General features: G+C 39.3%; 21 protein-coding genes. 11 read left to right on the top strand and 10 right to left on the bottom strand.

Annotated features, from left to right (window positions below):
- Nucleotides 1-2 precede the first annotated feature (2 nt).
- From IGI52_RS09450 to IGI52_RS09420, 7 genes are read left to right on the top strand one after another with little or no spacing between them, the layout of a single operon-like run.
- Nucleotides 3-1,052, top strand: a complete 1,050-nt coding sequence (locus IGI52_RS09450; protein WP_438781156.1) for a zinc-dependent alcohol dehydrogenase — start codon at nucleotides 3-5, stop codon at nucleotides 1,050-1,052.
- A gap of 40 nt (nucleotides 1,053-1,092) precedes the next feature.
- Nucleotides 1,093-1,893 carry a sugar phosphate isomerase/epimerase family protein gene (locus tag IGI52_RS09445; protein ID WP_438781155.1) on the top strand — a complete coding sequence of 267 codons (801 nt, stop codon included), beginning with the start codon at nucleotides 1,093-1,095 and terminating at the stop codon, nucleotides 1,891-1,893.
- A 39-nt stretch (nucleotides 1,894-1,932) separates the two neighbouring features.
- Complete coding sequence (locus tag IGI52_RS09440; protein ID WP_311894063.1) at nucleotides 1,933-2,964, top strand: Gfo/Idh/MocA family protein; 1,032 nt, start codon at nucleotides 1,933-1,935, stop codon at nucleotides 2,962-2,964.
- Nucleotides 2,961-5,132 (top strand): glycoside hydrolase family 65 protein, encoded by a 2,172-nt coding sequence (locus tag IGI52_RS09435; protein WP_438781154.1) that lies wholly within the window; start codon nucleotides 2,961-2,963, stop codon nucleotides 5,130-5,132. Before IGI52_RS09440 ends, IGI52_RS09435 begins: the two co-directional genes overlap by 4 nt.
- A 4-nt stretch (nucleotides 5,133-5,136) precedes the next feature.
- Nucleotides 5,137-6,258: a glycerate kinase gene (locus tag IGI52_RS09430; RefSeq protein ID WP_438781153.1), complete on the top strand. Its 1,122-nt coding sequence runs from the start codon at nucleotides 5,137-5,139 to the stop codon at nucleotides 6,256-6,258.
- Nucleotides 6,251-6,919, top strand: a complete 669-nt coding sequence (gene pgmB / locus IGI52_RS09425) for a beta-phosphoglucomutase (protein ID WP_438781152.1) — start codon at nucleotides 6,251-6,253, stop codon at nucleotides 6,917-6,919. The genes IGI52_RS09430 and pgmB overlap by 8 nt, the downstream gene beginning before the upstream one ends.
- Nucleotides 6,916-8,025 carry an ABC transporter ATP-binding protein gene (locus IGI52_RS09420; RefSeq protein ID WP_438781151.1) on the top strand — a complete coding sequence of 370 codons (1,110 nt, stop codon included), beginning with the start codon at nucleotides 6,916-6,918 and terminating at the stop codon, nucleotides 8,023-8,025. The genes pgmB and IGI52_RS09420 overlap by 4 nt, the downstream gene beginning before the upstream one ends.
- 111 nt (nucleotides 8,026-8,136) lie before the next feature.
- On the opposite strand, the gene IGI52_RS09415 is transcribed toward IGI52_RS09420, so the two are convergent.
- Nucleotides 8,137-8,985, bottom strand: coding sequence for an oxidoreductase (locus IGI52_RS09415; protein WP_438782243.1), 849 nt, complete (start codon nucleotides 8,983-8,985; stop codon nucleotides 8,137-8,139).
- A 196-nt stretch (nucleotides 8,986-9,181) separates the two neighbouring features.
- Here IGI52_RS09415 and IGI52_RS09410 point away from each other — a divergent pair, with 196 nt between their 5' ends.
- Nucleotides 9,182-9,718: a TetR/AcrR family transcriptional regulator gene (locus tag IGI52_RS09410; protein WP_240668030.1), complete on the top strand. Its 537-nt coding sequence runs from the start codon at nucleotides 9,182-9,184 to the stop codon at nucleotides 9,716-9,718.
- An 85-nt stretch (nucleotides 9,719-9,803) separates the two neighbouring features.
- Here IGI52_RS09410 and IGI52_RS09405 read toward each other — a convergent pair whose 3' ends face one another.
- From IGI52_RS09405 to IGI52_RS09375, 7 genes are all read right to left on the bottom strand, one after another.
- Complete coding sequence (locus IGI52_RS09405) at nucleotides 9,804-10,250, bottom strand: hypothetical protein (RefSeq protein ID WP_102871629.1); 447 nt, start codon at nucleotides 10,248-10,250, stop codon at nucleotides 9,804-9,806.
- A gap of 74 nt (nucleotides 10,251-10,324) precedes the next feature.
- On the bottom strand, nucleotides 10,325-11,122 hold the full coding sequence (locus IGI52_RS09400) for a peptidoglycan amidohydrolase family protein (RefSeq protein WP_396002680.1): 798 nt from the start codon (nucleotides 11,120-11,122) through the stop codon (nucleotides 10,325-10,327).
- Between the two features lie 13 nt (nucleotides 11,123-11,135).
- A complete protein-coding gene (locus IGI52_RS09395; RefSeq protein WP_016181381.1) occupies nucleotides 11,136-11,567 on the bottom strand; it encodes a phage holin family protein in 432 nt (143 codons plus the stop codon).
- A 102-nt stretch (nucleotides 11,568-11,669) separates the two neighbouring features.
- On the bottom strand, nucleotides 11,670-12,332 hold the full coding sequence (locus IGI52_RS09390; RefSeq protein ID WP_438781149.1) for a hypothetical protein: 663 nt from the start codon (nucleotides 12,330-12,332) through the stop codon (nucleotides 11,670-11,672).
- A gap of 45 nt (nucleotides 12,333-12,377) precedes the next feature.
- Nucleotides 12,378-12,761 carry a hypothetical protein gene (locus tag IGI52_RS09385; RefSeq protein WP_438781148.1) on the bottom strand — a complete coding sequence of 128 codons (384 nt, stop codon included), beginning with the start codon at nucleotides 12,759-12,761 and terminating at the stop codon, nucleotides 12,378-12,380.
- Nucleotides 12,762-12,824: 63 nt separating this feature from the next.
- The gene (locus tag IGI52_RS09380; protein ID WP_438781147.1) at nucleotides 12,825-13,037 is read right to left on the bottom strand and encodes a DUF2922 domain-containing protein; all 213 of its coding nucleotides are present in this window, start codon (nucleotides 13,035-13,037) and stop codon (nucleotides 12,825-12,827) included.
- A 17-nt stretch (nucleotides 13,038-13,054) separates the two neighbouring features.
- Nucleotides 13,055-13,258 (bottom strand): hypothetical protein, encoded by a 204-nt coding sequence (locus IGI52_RS09375; RefSeq protein ID WP_016181385.1) that lies wholly within the window; start codon nucleotides 13,256-13,258, stop codon nucleotides 13,055-13,057.
- A gap of 555 nt (nucleotides 13,259-13,813) precedes the next feature.
- Here IGI52_RS09375 and IGI52_RS09370 point away from each other — a divergent pair.
- Nucleotides 13,814-13,957, top strand: coding sequence for a hypothetical protein (locus tag IGI52_RS09370; RefSeq protein WP_438781146.1), 144 nt, complete (start codon nucleotides 13,814-13,816; stop codon nucleotides 13,955-13,957).
- Between the two features lie 221 nt (nucleotides 13,958-14,178).
- On the opposite strand, the gene IGI52_RS09365 is transcribed toward IGI52_RS09370, so the two are convergent.
- Nucleotides 14,179-14,895, bottom strand: coding sequence for a hypothetical protein (locus IGI52_RS09365; RefSeq protein WP_016181388.1), 717 nt, complete (start codon nucleotides 14,893-14,895; stop codon nucleotides 14,179-14,181).
- A 221-nt stretch (nucleotides 14,896-15,116) separates the two neighbouring features.
- Complete coding sequence (locus IGI52_RS09360) at nucleotides 15,117-16,013, bottom strand: LysR family transcriptional regulator (RefSeq protein WP_016181389.1); 897 nt, start codon at nucleotides 16,011-16,013, stop codon at nucleotides 15,117-15,119.
- Between the two features lie 235 nt (nucleotides 16,014-16,248).
- On the opposite strand from IGI52_RS09360, the gene IGI52_RS09355 reads away from it, so the two are divergent.
- A complete protein-coding gene (locus IGI52_RS09355; protein WP_438781144.1) occupies nucleotides 16,249-17,478 on the top strand; it encodes an MFS transporter in 1,230 nt (409 codons plus the stop codon).
- Between the two features lie 23 nt (nucleotides 17,479-17,501).
- The gene (locus IGI52_RS09350; protein ID WP_438781143.1) at nucleotides 17,502-18,677 is read left to right on the top strand and encodes a Gfo/Idh/MocA family protein; all 1,176 of its coding nucleotides are present in this window, start codon (nucleotides 17,502-17,504) and stop codon (nucleotides 18,675-18,677) included.
- Nucleotides 18,678-18,745: the final 68 nt, after the last annotated feature.

Raw genomic sequence — 18,745 nt, 5'->3', positions numbered from 1 at the left:
TCGTGAAAAAATTAGTAGCGCTTGAACCACGAGTTGCAGGTTTAAAAGAGTATGAGGAGAGAACTATTTTAGAAGACGAAGTACTGATCAAGGTGAAGTTTGCTTCTCCTAAGCCTGGAACAGAAGTCGTTGATTTTAGAGGGATCAGTCCATTTATCGATGATGAGTTTTCTTCAGAATGGAATATGTTTATGCCACGTGAGGCAGGAAGCCCTCGCGGTATTGAGTTCGGCGATCTGCCATTAGGAAATATGGTGGTTGGAGAAGTAGTGGAAATAGGCAATGAGGTTACCGAATATCAAATCGGAGAGATTGTTTGTACTTATGGCCCCATTCGAGAAACAGTGGTCGTCAAAGGTGTAGACAACTATAAACTACGGAAAATGGCAAGCTTGGGTAGTTGGAAAAATGCAGTATGTTACGATCCAGCACAATTTGCGATGGGTGGTACTCGCGTAGCCAATGTACGCGCTGGTGATTTTGTTGCAATTTTTGGTCTTGGCGCGATTGGTTTAATCGCAGTACAAATTGCAGTTAATGCTGGTGCAAAGGTCATCGCCATTGATCCAATCAAAGAACGTCGAACATTAGCGGAAAAATTTGGTGCTATTCATAGTCTAGATCCAATAACTGAAGATGTCGGTTTAAAAATGAAGGAGTTTACCAATAAAATGGGGGTCGATTCTGTCATTGAAACCAGTGGGGCTGCTAGTGCTTTACAAGCTTCCTTGAGAGGCATTGCTTATGGCGGAATTATTTCCTATGTTGCTTTTGCTAAACCCTTCCCAGAAGGATTAAATTTTGGTCGTGAAGCCCATTTTAATAATGCGAAGATTATTTTTGCTCGTGCTTCAAGTGAGCCGAATCCCGAATATCCGCGTTGGAATCGCAAACGAATTGAAGATACTTGCTGGGAACTGCTAATGAGCGGTTACTTAGATTGTTCAGAGATTGTTGCGCCAATTGTTCCGTTAGCTGAAAGTGCGGAAGCCTATATGCGCTACATTGACCAAGACCCTTCATTAAGTGTGAAAATGGGTGTAGAGCTTTAAACTAAAAGGATTGAACGAAGACAAATAAGGAGATTATATCATGAGATTTGGCACGCAAGATCAAGCATTTTTCCCAACAGACATAAAAGAAAAATTTCAATTTATCAAAGAGTTAGGGTTTGAAACCTACGAAATAGATGGCAAGCTGTTAGTCGAACACGTAGAAGAAGTCAAGGAAGCAATGAAAGAAACGGGGATTTTAGTAGAAACTGCCTGTAATGGTTACGATGGATGGATCGGTGATTTTATTGAAGAACGTCGTTTACGAGGGATTGAACAGATTTCTGATATTTTAAGAGCGTTAGCTGAAGTAGGCGGGAAAGGCATCGTTGTTCCTGCGGCTTGGGGCATGTTTACCTATCGTTTACCACCGATGGTTTCTCCAAGAAGTCAAGCTGGAGATTTTAAAGCAGTTAGTGCCTCTTTGATTCAGTTAGAGAAGATAGCCGCTGAAACGGGAACCAAAATATATTTAGAGCCATTGAATCGGTATCAAGATCATATGATCAACTTATTAGCTGATGCTCGGAAATACATTGATGAAAATCAATTGGTGCATGTTGAAATTACCGCTGATTTTTACCATATGAATATCGAAGAAGATAGTATTTCAAAAGCGTTGATCGAGCAAAAGGATTATGTGGGACACATACATTTAGCGGATAATCATCGGTATCAGCCGGGGTCCGGAGCCATCAATTTTGTTGAACATTTCAAGACAATCAAAGCGATCAATTATGATGGTTGTTTAGTATACGAATGCCGATTACGTGGAGAAGATCTTCCTAAAATTTATCAAGATTCTATCAACTTCTTAAAGGAATGTATGAGAAAAGCATAGTTGAACGCTCAACTATGCTTTTCTTGAAAGGAACGAGTAATGAAAAAAGTAGCGATTATCGGTGCTGGCCAAGTAGCAGAGAAAGTCCATGCAGCCTATTATTTAACAAAACCAGAAACGTTTCAATTAGTAGCAGTGGTTGATCCTAATTTAGCAAGGGCCGAGCTTTTTTGTCAAAGAAATCAATTTAAGCAGGCATACACATCAACTACAGAAATGTTGATAGAGGAACAACCAGATATCGTAAGTGTTTGTACACCCAATCGTTTTCATTATGACAGTGTAATGAGTGCATTAGCGGCAGGGTGTTCAGTATTCTGCGAAAAACCGCCAGCCATGACGAGCCTTGAAGCAGAAAATATGTGGAAGCTGGCAGAAAAAAAATCTGTTTGTTTGGCTTATGATTTTCAACATCGTTATTCACCGGAAGCGCAGATGTTGAAGGAAAACATTGCCTTATTGGGGGATATTTATTATAGCGAAGCAAATGCCTTAAGACGTTCAGGGGTTCCTGGCTGGGGAAATTTTATTGATAAAACACTTCAAGGCGGCGGTCCGCTGATTGATTATGGAATACATATGTTGGATACGGCGTTATATCTATTGGATTTTCCAAAAATCAAGGCAGTTTCGGGTTATCAATATCAAAAAATCGGTCCTCGTAAGAACCAAGGTTCATTTGGATTTTGGGACCCGGAAAAATACACAGTAGAGGATTCCTTGTTTGGAACATTAGAATTTGAAAATGGCGGGATTCTTCGGATCAATACATCTTTCGCGTTAAATATACAAGCGGATAAGGTTTTAGATGTTCAGCTTTGCGGTGACGAAGCAGGTGCAAATCTCTATCCTGGTAAAATTTATACAGATCAAGCTGGGGAACTTAAAGTTATTAAACAAATCGAAAGTAAGGAAACGAATAATCATTTTACCAGTATAGATCATTTTTGTCGTAAAGTTGCTGGAGATCCACAAGCAATAATTGCTGACGGCAGACAGGGCTATATTATACAAAAAGTGATTGCAGCATTATATCAATCGGCTGAAATAGGTGAAAAAGTAGAACTATGAAAATAGAATTTAATCAATTTGAGGAAGAAACACTAAATAAAGAAGCAACTCTAATGACGACGGGAAACGGCTATTTAGGAGTTCGTGCAGTACATGAGGAAAAGTATCGAAATCAGGATAGAGGTTTTTTTGTCCGGGGCATTTTTGATCGAACGATCGGTACAGAGGCAGCTGAATTAGTCAATCTGCCTGATATCACAGAACAAGAGTTAAGAATAAATGGCGAGATTTTTTCCTTAAATAGTCCGCAAGTGAGAGATTATCAGCGTTCGCTAGATTTATCAACAGGAGAATTGAATCGTTCATTAAAATGGCAAACGGAACAAGGCGATTGGTTCAAAATTACAAATAAACGGATTGTTAGTCAAAAAAATAAGGAACAGATTGCTTTTCAACTGATCGTAGAGCCATTGAGTGGTTCAGCTGAAATTTCCATCAAAACGGGGATTGATGGTCAAGTTTCTAACGGTGGCAACCAGCATTTAATCGAACGTGATATACGTGTGTATGATGAACGCCTATTAGTAGCTGAATATGAGACGATTGAGAGTCATTTGACAGTAGGTCTGGCTATGCGTCTAAATAAATCAGGAATTATTTCAGCGAAAAATAGAAAAATTCAAACAAACATTCAAGAGAACTGTCAGAAAAATGATTCATTCGTTTTTGAAAAAGTGGCTTATATATATTCCAGCTTAGAAGCTGATGATCCATTGGAGTCTGCTAAAAAGGCTGCAGCCCAGGAAATATCTTATGAAAAAATTGCGAAGGAAACAAAAAAATCTTGGCATGATTTTTGGTCAGAACATCGGGTAGTCGTCAATAGTCAAAATGCCTTTGACCAATTGGCTTTAGATTTTGCATGCTATCATCTGCAAATTATGACCCCCGATGATTCCCAATTCAGTGTGGCAGCAAAAGGGTTAACAGGTGAAGGCTACAAAGGTCATGTATTTTGGGATACAGAAATATTCATTCTTCCTTTTTTCTTGCATAATGAGCCCGATACGGCAAAAAAATTATTGAAATATCGATTTTTAAGATTGGCTGGAGCAAAAGAAAAAGCGCGACAGAATAACTATCGAGGTGCTTTATTTCCTTGGGAAAGCGCCTTAACAGGGTATGAAGAGACACCAAAATACGCAGCGATAAATATTCGTACTGGGAAACGGCAAATTATATCATCGGCTGTAGCAGAGCATCATATTGTTGCGGATATCGCTTATGCTGTGATGGATCTTTATCAAGCGACGGCTGACCAGGAATTTATGGATAATTATGGGAAAGAACTATTAAAGGAAACAGCTCTTTTTTGGTTGAGCCGTGGTGTTGAGATAAATGGGCGGATTGAAATTCATGATGTGATTGGTCCGGATGAATATACGGAACACGTCAATAATAATGCGTATACCAATTATTTAGCCGCCTATAATGTACGATCTGCTTTGGAGCAGCAGGTCGGTGATGAGCAGTTGCAAGAACAATTTAGACAATTTCTAGACAAACTCTATTTACCAGATAAAAATACTGATGGCTTAATTCCACAAGACGATACATTCTTGGAAAAACCAGTAATTGACTTATCAAAGTATAAGGAACAGGCAGGGAATCAATTAATTCTGACCGAGTATTCTCGACAAGAAGTCATTGATCGGCAGATTCTAAAGCAAGCAGACTTAGTCATGCTGTTTTATTTACAGCCAGATCTATTTAGCTTTGAAACAATCAAACAAAATCTCTATTATTATGAAGATCGAACAATTCATGATTCATCATTAAGTAAAGCGATTCACGCGATTGTTGCAGCTAGAATTCATGAAGCAGAGTGGGCTTATGAGATGTTTCAAGCAGCTTGTCGAATTGATTTGAATGATCAGCCCCATACAAGTGATGAAGGGGTTCACGGTGCAGCATTGGGAGCGGTTTGGCTGACGGTAATTTTTGGCTTTGCAGGTATTAAAAAAGGTGATGTGCTAGAAATTAATCCACAGCTTCCGAATGCATGGAAGCAGCTCACGTTCAACTTTTATTGGAGAAATGAAAAGATTACTGTTCAGATGACCCAAGACTCTGTTTTATTAAAAAAAGAATCTACCAAGCAGCTGCCAATCATGATCGAAGGTCAGAACTATTTATTAGCAGACAAATTAGAATGGAGCAGAAGGTAATACGATGAAAATTTTAATGATGCCAGATTCATTCAAAGGTAGTCTTTCTGCTAAAAAAGCAGCAACTATCCTAGGAGAAAGTTTCCAACAAGTTTTTCCATCTGCAACGATTGAACTTTTACCAGTAGGTGATGGTGGTGAAGGAACATTGGATGCTTTATCGCAAACTATTTCGATGGAAGAAAGATGGGAGACAGTTAGCGGCTGGAATGGTGAGCCATTCTCCATGCGATACATGCATTTTCAAGATCAAGCTTTTTTTGAAATGGCAGATTTAGTTGGTTTGCCGATGTTTTCTGAGGAACAACGCCGACCGTTGGATATCCTTACGATTGGTCTTGGAGAATTAATCATTCGTCTTCAAGAAAAAGGGATGAAGAAAATTTATATCGGTGTTGGCGGAAGTGCAACCGTTGATGGAGGAATCGGACTTGCTGCAGGCTTAGGCTATAGATTTTATGACAAAGAAGGAAATCTATTGCAACCGAATGGGCGAAGTTTGTCAAAAATTGTCAGAATAGATGACACAGATGTACAAGAATTGACGGCAGAAATCTATGCGGTGACAGATGTAACGAATGTTTTATGTGGTGCATCTGGCGCTAGTTTTATTTTTGGACCGCAGAAAGGTTTAAAAACCGAAGAGATATCAAAAACGGATGAAGCATTGAAACAAGTTTATCGCTTAATCAATCAAACGTTAATTGATACCCCCGGAAGTGGTGCAGGCGGTGGTTTGGCTGCTGGAATCGCAGGGTTCGCTAAGGGCAAAATCATTCATGGAATCGATTTTGTTTTAGATGTACTAGATTTTGATCAGCGAGCACAAGACGCTGATTTCATTATTGTTGGCGAAGGTAGAATGGATCAGCAGAGTATGGCGGGGAAAGCTCCTGTTGGAATAGCTAAGCGAGCGCCTGCTAAAACAACTGTATTAGCGATCTGCGGCAGCGTTGATCAAGTGCTCAGTGATTATGAAGCTTATGGGATTAGCGCGTGTTTCTCGATTATTGGACAGCCTGAAAGTTTAAGTGAAGCATTGGATAATGCCGAGGTAAATTTGAGACGAACCAGCTTATCGATTGCTAGATTAATAAAGAATGTAAGGAGTAACTGTATTGACTGAGTATTTAGGTGCTATTTTTGATCTTGACGGTGTGTTGGTTGATACTGCAAAGTATCACTTTTTAGCATGGAAAAAACTAGCAGATCAATTAGACATTCCATTTACAGAAGAAGACAATGAACGCTTAAAGGGTGTTTCCAGAATAAAGTCGTTGGATATCCTGCTATCATTAGGAAATAAAAGCTATTCAGAAGATGAACGTAACAAATTTATGGAACAAAAAAATAAAGAGTATGTTCGCTATATTAGCCAGATGGATGAACGAGAAATTTTACCTGGTGTAATTGAATTGCTGAATCAGCTAAAGGATAGAAAATTAAAAATTGCTCTCGGCTCTGCGAGTAAAAATTCAGGATTGATTTTGAAAAATACAAAATTACAGGATTATTTTGATGTGATTGTTGATGGTAACGATGTTTCAAAAGCGAAACCTGATCCAGAAGTATTTTTATTAGGGGCTAAAAGAATAGGTATTCCTGCAAGTCAGTGCATCGTTTTTGAAGACGCCTATGCGGGGATTGAAGCGGCTAAAAAAGCTGGAATGTTGGCTATCGGCGTAGGAAACCGAAAAAGCTTACCACATGCAGATGTGCTTGTTGAAACCTTAGAGAATCTTGATTTATCGGTATTAAAAAGTAAGAAGGATGGGGATATTAAATGACGCAGCTCACACTAAAACATATTCATAAGAAATATGACAATGCAGAAAAATATTCAGTTACTGATTTCAATTTAGAGATTGATGATAAAGAGTTTATCGTTTTCGTAGGTCCTTCAGGTTGTGGCAAATCAACGACTTTGCGAATGATAGCAGGATTGGAAGAGATAACAGAGGGTGAACTGAAAATAGGTGATCAAGTCATGAACGAAGTAGCACCCAAAGATCGGGATATTGCCATGGTTTTTCAAAACTATGCGTTGTATCCGCATATGACCGTTTTTGACAATATGGCTTTCGGTCTAAAGCTAAGAAAATATGATCCTGCTGAAATCAAACAACGAGTGGAAAATGCTGCAGAGATTTTAGGACTGACTGAATACCTTAAAAGAAAACCAGCAGCTTTATCTGGCGGACAGCGCCAAAGGGTAGCTTTAGGTCGGGCAATTGTTCGAGATGCAAAAGTGTTCTTGATGGATGAACCTCTATCTAACTTAGATGCCAAATTAAGAGTATCCATGCGAGCAGAAATTGCTAAGCTGCATCAACGTTTAGAAACTACAACAATTTATGTTACCCATGACCAGACGGAAGCTATGACAATGGCCGATCGAATTGTCATCATGAGAGATGGAGTGATTCAACAGGTTGGAACGCCTCAACAAGTTTATGACACTCCGAAAAATGCCTTTGTTGCTGGTTTTATTGGTTCACCTGCAATGAATTTCTTTGAAGTAACATTAAAGGATGGCTTCATAAAAGACGGTTATGGTTTAAGCTTGAAAATTCCTGAGGGTGAAAAGAACACATTGGTTCGCAAGGGCTATGAAGGAAAAACACTTACTTTCGGTATTCGTCCAGAAGATATCCATAGCGAGCAGATCGCAATTGATTCTTCAGACGGAGCAGTTGTGCAAGCGGAAGTAATGGTTTCTGAGTTATTAGGTGCAGAAACACTTTTATACACTAAAGTCGGTGAAACGGAGTTTGTTTCCAAGGTTGATGCACGTGATTTTCATAAACCAGGCGCACAAGTAGAATTAGTTTTCAACTTAGGAAAAGCACATTTCTTCGACAAGGAATCAGGAGAAGTCATTAAGTTACTTTAGTTTTAAACATGAAAAAGAAATAGCCAATCGAACGAACCTTACTTGCTAGCAGTTCGTTCGATTGGCTATTACATTTTTCGAATTTTCTAAGTAAATTAGTAATCGCCTACTTTATTTAAAATCAACATGAATTAAGTCACATGACAGATCCCATAGCTGCGATGAGACCTCTGCATCTAATGCCTGTTTTGCAGGTTTGACTAACTTAGGATAGCCATATATTTCCATCATTCTTGTTGGGCCATAAAAGTCACCACTTTTTACTTCTGGGGATGTCGCTGCAAGTAAAGAGGCGCGGGCTCCTTGACTAGGTGTTTGCAGTGTATGATAAATTAACCTCGTATAGAGATTTTTGCCAGGACCATTATCCATTAAATCTGTTGCAACGCCACCAGGATGAACACCGATGCTGGAAATTCCCCAATTTGAAGCAATGCTACGCTTATGAAGCTCTAAAGCAAACATTAAACAAGCCAATTTTGATTGCGAATAAGCGACATTTGGATCGTAGTTCTGTTCTAATTGCAAATCATCAAAATGAATTTCTCCTGAACGATGAGCCATGCTGCTAACCGTTACGACACGAGCATTGGGTGTTTTGCGAAGAAGAGGAAGAAGCTGAGCAGTTAATGCAAAATGACCTAGATAATTTGTTCCAAGCTGTAGTTCAAAGTTATCCTTTGTTACCCTCCGCTCAGGTGTTGCTATAACATCTGCATTATTGATTAGAATATCTAATTTTTCAAATGTTGATTGTATAATTTTCCCGAAATTTTCTATTGAGGCTAAATCAGCCAGATCTAGTTTTTGAAAGTTAATTGTTGCATGAGGATACTCGTTTTTGATTGATTGAACGGCTTTCGCTCCTTTATTGGCATTGCGTCCGGCGATGATGACGTTCGCCCCTGCGCCTGCCAAAGATATTGCTGCTTCATAACCCAATCCTCCGGTACCAGTAATAATAACATTTTTACCAACCTGAGAGGCCAGTTCTTTTTCTGTCCATCTTTTTTACTATTTCTATTTTCATTCATACTTATCATTTCCCTTCCTTTTGACGTTACGATTGAAACGTCTTGGTGATTGCAGTATAGTAATCTAAATAAGATGCTTCAAGGGCAAAAGCATGAAACGTTACAGATTGGGGGATATTGTAATGGCAAACAAGCTGAATAGTTATAGAAATGCAATCACAAAAGAAAGCATCTTCATTGCACTGATGCTTTTAATGAAGACAAAAGAGTTTCATAAAATCTCAATTACAGAGGTAACGACAAAAGCGGGCGTCTCTAGAATGGCCTTTTATAGGAATTACGAGGTATTGGAAGATGTTATAACGGATTATTTAGATACTTTTTTTGCGAAGTATGAAAAGAAAGTATCTGATATCGGATTAAACAATACCTATGACATCGTTTTAATGTTCTTTTCTAGTTTTAAAACAGAAAAGACGCTTATGATGAACTTGATAGACTCCAATTTGTCTTATTTGCTGCTTGATAAAAGTAATTCATTTTTAGAAGAGATATGCAAAGAATTCGTCTGTGATAAATTTTATTCTCCCGAAAAAGAAAAATATACAATCAAATTCTTATGTGGTGGTTTCTTTAACATGTTAGTAGAGTGGGTTTTAAGTGACTTCAAAGAGGATGAAGAATATATGGCAGAGTTGTTTTGTGAGTATTGTAAGTGAAGGGTTAACAAAAAAACACTCAAAATGGATTACCTGCGATACAGCGGTCCTTCCATCTTGAGTGTTTTGTAATGATCTGTCTGAATCAATGAAAGTTCTCAATAACTTCTTTTATATCCATACGGATTCGCCTCATATGGATAAACTTCTTTCCCTGATCCGTTACACTGGCGAGAGCAAATCTCACGACTACTTTGGTTAAACATTCCTTCGAGCAGCAATAAACTGCGTTCTCCCACTTTTTTCGATCAAACCTGATGAAGTTGTTTGCAAGATTCAAGTTGCTGGGATGATAGCTGTAGATATAATCCCCCAGTTCTTCAAGGAATGCGTGTTTACAACCAGGACAAAGGTGCCATTGCCCATCCTGATAATTACTTGGTACGACATGTTTTTCCTTGATTCGAAGTCGTCGGATGGGGTAATGGCTTTTTGTAGGAAAATAATGATTTAAATGGAGTAATCGTTCGATTGCCTGCCGTTCAAAAAATGAGTTGTATTTTGGCGCAGATAAGATTTTAGTTTGGATCATTTTATCCCCTCATTTCTATTAATTATCAACTCCACGATCAAAAATTACGGTGTCATCATTCAGAATACATTTCGTCATAGCGTTCCTTTATTCAATCGATCTTGCAGAACCTTTACACAATCAGATTCTGGGCTGATTATACCATCTGCAATTGTCCCCATCCTTTGCTGTAAGGCAAGACAGGTGATAGGGCCAAAATTTCCATCTGACGACACACGTAATAAGATCTGGAGTGCACGGATCACATTTGATCCGCCGTAACCAAACCGAACAGAAGGAATGAATTGATTGGCACGGTTTACAATCTGACCGCTGATGATCCCATCTTTAATTGAACAATTCAACATTTCCTGTAGGCGTCTAGTAGTCGCTGGTCCCCAAGAACCATCGATTGATAAGATTCGCTGCTGACTGCTATTTTCACCTGGACCGCTGACACTGGTATTTTTCACCCGAAAATAGCGTACAGGCAAGCCTGAATAATCACCCATCCAGCCGATCGCTTTCGTCACTGCAATGTTTTGACAGCCTTTGGAATACGTACAGTGCAAGGCGTCTCCATAGATATCTTTCAAGAACCAGCCAGTGTGTCCCGCTGATCCTAGTGACGCTCCTTCATGACCTGCAACCCATAAATCGCCGCGACGAACATCATTGCGATTAATTTCCTTCAGTAAAGTTCCATTTAATCCAAAGAGTGTCTCCGTGTTGCCGATGAAAGCATTTTTCGGAAGAAAGCCAGCAGCAATCAGCGAACGGAATACAAAGCTAGAGCAATCCATCGAACGTTCACCAAGTCTGTATGACATGGAATAGCAAATCTTTCCACGTAATGCCAGCCCGTATTGCAAAGCTGTTTCAGTGTTAGGCAATAAGTCCGCCTCCTTATTGAACATTATTTTCCTGATCATCTTTATCAGGATAGTCATCGACTTTGCTTTCAAAAATCTGCAGCCACTTTTGGAGCCAAGTGATCTTCAGACCAAAGTCATGGGCATTTTCCAAGATGGAGCCGATTTCATAGATGATCAATAAAACCGTCCAGATCAGTGCCACATTGACGGGTAAGGTAATACCGACAATCGGTGCGATCTTATCTAATGCAGCGGCACAAATAATCGTTGAAAAGGTGATGAATTTGGTAAATAGGCCATAAAGATTAATGGAGGATGCCCATGTATGACTTTTCAGTGCTTTGCCATATCCCGTTAGAAGGTCCAAACCAGTCATAGACAAAAAGATACCAATGATTGGGACGCTTCCTCCGAATAGATAATCGAGAAGGGTTCCTCCAGCTGAAAATACGATAAGTTTCATTTAAAATACCTGCTCTTTCTTCAAATACACCCCTAGGATCGTGATCGTAGGGGATGCTAGTTCTTCCTACGCATGATTAACAGGATTTAGTTGTGAAAAAGCTTATTCTCGTTGATTGCTGGCAGGGTCTTCTTTGTTTTTACCCCTTCTTCCGAAGATACGCTGAAACAGTCCTTTATCTTTTTTTGTGTTAGGATTTTCCGCTTTGGAGATACGATTTGTATCAGACTCCTGTTTTTGACCGCCGTTATCAATAGTTTCCACCTGATGATGTTTATTTGATGGTGGAAGTGCATCCTTTTTTACTTTTATTGAGACTTCTGTAGTTTCTAGCGGTTGAACCTGCGTCAATTGTTCATAATGACGCCCACGTGGTTGATCTAATGCTAAATTCGAGATAGACGCAATAAAAGGTGTCCGAGAATTCATTACATTGAATGGAAGGTTTTCTTTTGTTTTTTCTGATGTATCGCTGACTTCAAAATAGCGTTCCTCTGCACAATTTGGTTCGTTGGACTGTGGCTCGTCAGGCGCGCAATCATTTTCTGGATCAAAGATTAGACGTTCTCTATGAGTTAAGACTTTTGCTGTAACCACTGAATCAAATAGTTTTACGCCATCTTGTTCAAAAATATCTAGTGTCGTTAATAGTTCGCAAGCTTCTTTGATTTCTGGCGTTGACAGGTTAGGGTTTAACCCTTTATAGGTCCAGTTGTGTTCTTTGCCGTTGCTTTTTCCAAATGTTACTACTAAATCCTGTTTCATCTTTTTCGTTTCCTTTCTTTTATTTTTTATTTGCGTAGGTGGTTATCATGACTCTGTAGTTTCTTCTGGTCTGACAGTTGAAATGAGTGATCGAACAATTGATTGGACTTTCTCGCCAAAGTTTCTTAATGGAAAGACTTTTAAGCGTAATCGTTTCCACTCAGAATCCATGAAGTAATCCTGAAAATAATAGAAGAACCGCTTCATAGTACGTGTGGCCTTGGTATTCATAAAAAGATAGCGAACAAGATCCTGCAAAATGTGAGCAAACTCCTGCGCACCTAACTGGCATCTCACGCGTAAAGCTAAGATATATTTGATCGTTAAACTACTGTTTTGTGTTTCTTGGTAATATTCCATGATACGTTTTTCTAACGTTTGCGGTTTAAGTGAAAAGATCTGCTGATGCGACAAAAGCTGCTCATTCATATTTTTTCCTCCTTTTAATAGAGAAGGGCGGCAGCGCTACCGCACTTCTCAAATTCCTATTACTTAGAAAATAACTTTCTCAGTTGTTTCGACATATTTCGCGCTTTCGACCGAGTCGAAGAGAACCGCGCCATCTTTGTGAAATAATTTTACGTTAGTCAGACGTTGCAGCAAGCTTTTGACCTCTGCGTCTGTCTTTTTTTGATCTGGATTCAAGAAGCTCCAGGTATGACTCTTTCCTAGACTGTTTTTAAAAACTGCGACGATTTTTACCATATTTTTTCCTCCTTCTATTATTTGGTATAACGTGATTGACTTGTTAGGATCACGCCATCTAGATTGCTGCCTTCAGGTGAAAGCTCTGTTAAGATATTTCCCAGTTCAAGAACGTCTTCCTCGGTGGGTTCATCGATTACGTTTTGAAAAGTCATTTTCTTTGGTTTGTCTTCGCCTGCATCAATTTGAACTTGTAATTTGTTGCCAATTTTTTGGATCATTTTTCTTCCTCCATTTCGATAAATGATTTTTGTTCCGGCCGGTGACTAAAAGATAATCAATTTTTCGAAAATATGCGAATCGCAAAATAACCGCTACCCCCCTCAATTTGACTCATTTCGAGGTAAAAACCCCCTATTTTTGCCCAAAACAGGTCAAATTGAGGGGGGGAAGTGTCAAATTGCGATTTGAAATCGATTTCTATTTGGTTTACAATAAAGAGTTTTACTAAAAAGAGATCGCTGATTTGAAGTAAATACTTTCCATTTTTCTGCGTATTTTAGAGTAAGAGGACTTTGATAGCGGTTGTTTTGCCATGCGATAATGTAGGCGAGAAAACCTGCTGTTTGAAAGGCAGGAAAAGAGATGCAAGTGTATTTACCAACCAACGATCTATTATTCAAAAAATTATTAACTACGGAGGATTCCCAGCATATTCTAAAAGCGTTCGTCAAAGATTTATTAGACTTAGAATTCGGGAGACTGACGCCCTGACTATATCAAAGAAGCGAAAAAAGAAGACAGACTTCTTAACATTGGAAGAGAAGGAAAAGGAAATGATCATGAAAATCGATAAAGCCAAAGCAATAGCAGAAGCAGAGTTGGAGTACGCTAGGGATGAAGGCATAGCAAAGGGAAAGAAAATCGGACGAGAAGAAGAGCGAAAAAGGTATCGGGAAGAGAAACGAATGCGATTCTAAACTTAATGCAAACCTCTCTCTCATTGAAAGATATCAGAGACAAGCGGCATAGATATTGAGACGCTGAGAAAGTGGAAGTCAGAGACGGAATAGGCTATCTAGTGTTACCTTAGACTCGAATGTTTAATATTTAGTCTCATCAAATAAAAAGACGTGGTTAGAAAGACTGAAAAAACATGCTGATGTCCATTCTAGTCATCAGCATGTTTTTTAATATCAACTCACAGCCAGTCAATCCCATCGATATCTCGAGGATCATCAATCAGCTCTTCACAGTGATAAAGAGAATAAGTTCTGTTATAAAGATGGTTAAGCTCACCTAAAGCGGTTCGAAACTTCTTTAATTTTGATTGAGCACGAAGAGTGTCCGCAAATGCAGTATTGGGAAAGTACAAATAATCTAGTGGCATATATCCAGGAATGACAAAGTGAAAAAAGCCACGGCGCATAGTAGCTAAAATAAGACAAGCAAGCTCTGCTCTAGAAATAACTCGTCTTCGTTGGACAGGAAGGATCAGATGAAGTCCGTTAGTCATTTCTGCGTAGTGCTGTCCCTGACGTTTGAAAATAGAAGAGATTTTATAGGGATTAATCCAGGTCGTTTGGTCTTTTCCCTCTAATGGGAACAAGCAAAAGTAAGGGCAGACCCAAGGAAATTTGTATTTTCCAAAGCAGCCTGTTTCTTTTAAACAAAGCGAAAGTACTCGATATTCGGGAAAAGAATGTTTTAAAGAAAAACGGTGAAGTGTTGCTATTGCGCTGACTTTACTAAAATAGATATGATCATCTGTAAAAATCAGGACACCTGTTTTTTGGGGAATTGGTATAATACAGTTTATTTCATGAGCCAGTGAAGGATCAAAAGCCAATGCATTTGCCAAGTAACGTTCCCATAACGGTGACCACTGTTTGTCATCCAGATACTCAAAATTATCCATAATACTCCTCCTCAAAAACGTTAGAATTATTCTTTGCATGTAGAATATATAACAAAGTTGAAAAAGTAGAAATAATACTTTCACGATTTTTTATTAAACAGCAAAAAAGAAGTATTTAAAGACATAATTATGTTTTGTGTAGGGACTCATAGATAGAGTGAGTACCGAAAAGTAATGCCATAGAACAGCCGACCCCTTTCGTGGATCGGCTGTTTTTCCTATTATTTAGGCTCTGGCAGAAGCTTTTCTTGGAATTCTTTATTTGTTAGAAACCGCTCAAATTCTAATGCAGCTGAGGTCAGCAATGCATCTTTCTTTTTCGCGAGATAGACACAGCGGGATTGCGACTCCTCCAATTGTAAAACTTTGACATCATGAAATTCTAGTAAATTATTAAAGGGTAAAATGGCCACCCCGATATCGATGGAAACGAGTCCGGCCAATGCCTGATCCTCTTCTACGCGGCAGGAGATTTTCAGGGGCAACTGCTGCTTTTCAAAGAGCTTTTCCATGTAATAGGTTTTATCTAGGGATAAGATCATGGAGTATTCTGATAGTTCCTTTAGTGAAACAGTTTCTTTTGACGCAAGAGGATTACTATTAGCAACGATAGCTACCAACGGCTGATCTAATATGTGGATAAACTCGATTTCAGGCTCGTCCTTCAAAAAGGAGCATAAGGCAAAATCACAGGTCTCATTCTTTACATTTTCGATCAGCCTTGGACTATTTCCCTGCCAGAATTTAAACTTGAAATTCCTGCGATGGCTATCACTGCGGAATTGCTGCAGCAGCTGTGGAATAATCTCTGGACCTAGGGTAAAGATGAAGCCTAGATCAATACTTCCTGAGTACGGATCGACTAAATCGCGAACAGATTTCGTCCCGGCAGCAATTTTTTCGAGCCCCTGTTGGACACTTTCATAGTAAATTTTCCCGATTTTGGTTAAATGGATGTTCCGTCCATGATGTCTGAATAGGACAACTCCAAGCTCTTCTTCTATACGTTTAATCGTACGACTAAGCGTCGGTTGAGCGATCCCTAGTTCATCAGCTGTTTTTCCATAATGCTCTAACTCTGCCAAACGACAGAAGGCTTCTAGATTTTTGATATTCAATCGGTTCCCCTCCAAGATTTCTTTTTATAATTGTATCATTTTTCACAGATTGATATATAACTTTTTTGTTATGAATAATGCGGAGAATTGAGATTGTTTCTATCATGGATTCGTTTTATAGTGGTTTTGGAAAGAAAAGCGCTTTTTTATCCATAACTATTACTGACAGTTTTGTTATGTAAACGATTAATTTTATATCTTATTGTGAAAACTAACACAATATTGGAGGTAGAAAATGAAGAATAAGTATTTTTTGACTGCTGTCTGCATGTATTTGAACTATATAGTGATCGGCGTAAGTGTCATTATTCTTTCAATGAATATGGATGCCTTGATGGAGCAGTTTGGAACGGATAGAACTGGCTTTGGTTTAGTTGTTTCCGGTATCGGTATCGGGAAATTTATTGTTTTATTTATCTCAGGAGTGCTTTCTGATAAGTTTGGACGAAAGCCGTTCATTCTCATTGGTATGGTGGGTTTTATCGTTTACTTTATGGGGATTTTGCTCAGTCCGAATGTGCCGATCGCATTGTTCTTTGCGGTGTTGGCAGGGATGTGTAACTCCTTCATTGATGCAGGGACCTATCCTGCGCTGATGGAAATTTTTCCGACATCAGCAGGAACAGCGAATCTAGCAATCAAGTTCTTTTCGGCAGCCGGGCAGTTTATCATACCGTTCATATTTAGTTTTATTATTCAAAAAAATCTGAATTACAGCCTGTCCTTTTATATTGTGATTGGCTATCTTGTTTTGAATATTGTCTTTATGTTTACTCGTGGCTTTCCTGCATTGTCTACCCAATCTGGTGCAGCAGAAAAAGAAGTCAAACGAACTTTTTATGAAAAACCGAAGATGGCAATCGAGGGAGTCTGCCTTATTTTAATGGGCTTCACCTCGACGACGATTTTTACAGTCGTGCAGGTCTGGATGGCGAAAGTGGCTGAGGAATATGCGGGAATGAGTGTTGCTGCCGCATCTAAAATGTTGACTTATTTCAGCTTGGGTGTCGTGATTGGTGTCTTCGTTACGGGCTATCTAGTAAGAGATCGTGTTCGCCCGATCGTTATCTGTTTGATCTATCCATTGATCACGATGGTTTGTTTGATCGCGTTAACGATTGCTCCATCACCGCTCTTGTGTTTTATCACCGTGATGGTGACCGGCTTTACCAGCGGCATGTTGCAATTAGGATTGACCACAATGGCTGAGCTTTTCCCAGGAAGCAAAGGGAAGATCACCGGCATGGTCTATAGTCTGAATTCGATTGCCGTATTTTCAGCACCTGTTATTACCGGCTGGCTGGCTAATACGAATACGATGAATACGATGGTTTATAACGCGGCGGTATCTGGGTTAGCCTTTTTTCTAGCGCTAATCGTATTTGTCAGATATAAAAAAGTTTTTGGTCCAGAAGCTTTTATCAGTATGAAGGAAATCACTAATTTAGCAGAAGCAAGTAAATAATTCGAGTTGAGGAGAATGAATAGATGAAAAAAGTAAGAGCAGCGATTATCGGCGCAGGATTTGCGGGAAATTTCCATACAAATGCCTACACAAGAGTGAGTGGTGTGGACTTCAAAATCAAATATGTTTATGACGTGGTTGAAGAAAAAGCAGTTGCGTTATGTAAAAAATGGGACATTATTGAACAGGTCGCTAAAACCTATGAAGAAATCCTTGAAGATCCGGAAATTGATGTGATCGATATTATCACACCGCCAGTGACTCATTTAGAGCTTGCCTATCAAGCGTTGGAGGCTGGAAAGCATGTCATTTGTGAAAAACCATTGACTGGTTATTTCGGTGAAGAGGACGAGGAAGAGCCGATTGGTTTAACTGTTCCAAAAGCTAAAATGTACGAAAGTCTTCTAAAGGATATCGATGAATGTCGGACAAAATTTGAAGCCTCAGATGTGTTGTTCATGTATGCGGAGAATTATGTGTACTCACCAAATATTTTACGCTCAGCTGAAATCATTGAAGCGAAGAAAAGCAAGATCATGTATATGAAGGGGGAAGAAAGCATTCGTTCATCCACTTCTCCAGCTTCTGCTCACTGGTCATTAGCAGGTGGCGGTTCCCTGATTCGTCTAGGCAGTCATCCAATCGGCGGCATGCTGTTCTTAAAAGAACGGGAAGCGAGAGCACGTGGGGAAGAAATTGGGATTCAAAGTGTAACAGCTGAAACGGCAAGGTTAGCACCAAATTTAAATGAACATGATAAACGCTATTTCCCAGCGAAGTCAGTCGATACAGAAGATTTCGCGACGATCATTATCACGTTTACTGACGGAACGAAAGCAATTTCTATTTCTAACGACAATACACTGGGCGGCGTGAAAAACTACGTGGAAGTGTACACGAATGATAGCGCCTTAGTTAATACGATTACACCTGCGGACAACTTATCTACCTATTTCCTTGATGAGGATGGCTTAGAGGATGTCTATATCTCGGAACAGCTGCAGGAGAAGCTTGGCTGGAACAAGGTCTTTGTTTCAGAAGAAACCTTAAGAGGTTATTTGAACCAGTTCCAAGATTTTGTTGATGCGGTTGCAGAAAATCGCGAGCCGTTGTCTGGTCTGGATCTAGCTTATGATACGATTAAAGTAATCTATGCAGCGTATTTGTCAGCAGAAGAAGGCCGCAGAGTCGATTTCTGATCGATCGATTACGATGTATTCAAATAAATAAGTGGCTGACGAGGAATTGGGGCAAAATAACTGATTAT

The sequence above is a fragment of the Enterococcus sp. DIV0187 genome, from assembly GCF_051713785.1.
Taxonomy (GTDB): Bacteria; Bacillota; Bacilli; order Lactobacillales; family Enterococcaceae; genus Enterococcus_A; species Enterococcus_A avium.
The sequence above is the reverse complement of the archived record's forward strand: the minus strand, read 5'-3'. Positions and strand labels throughout refer to the sequence as shown.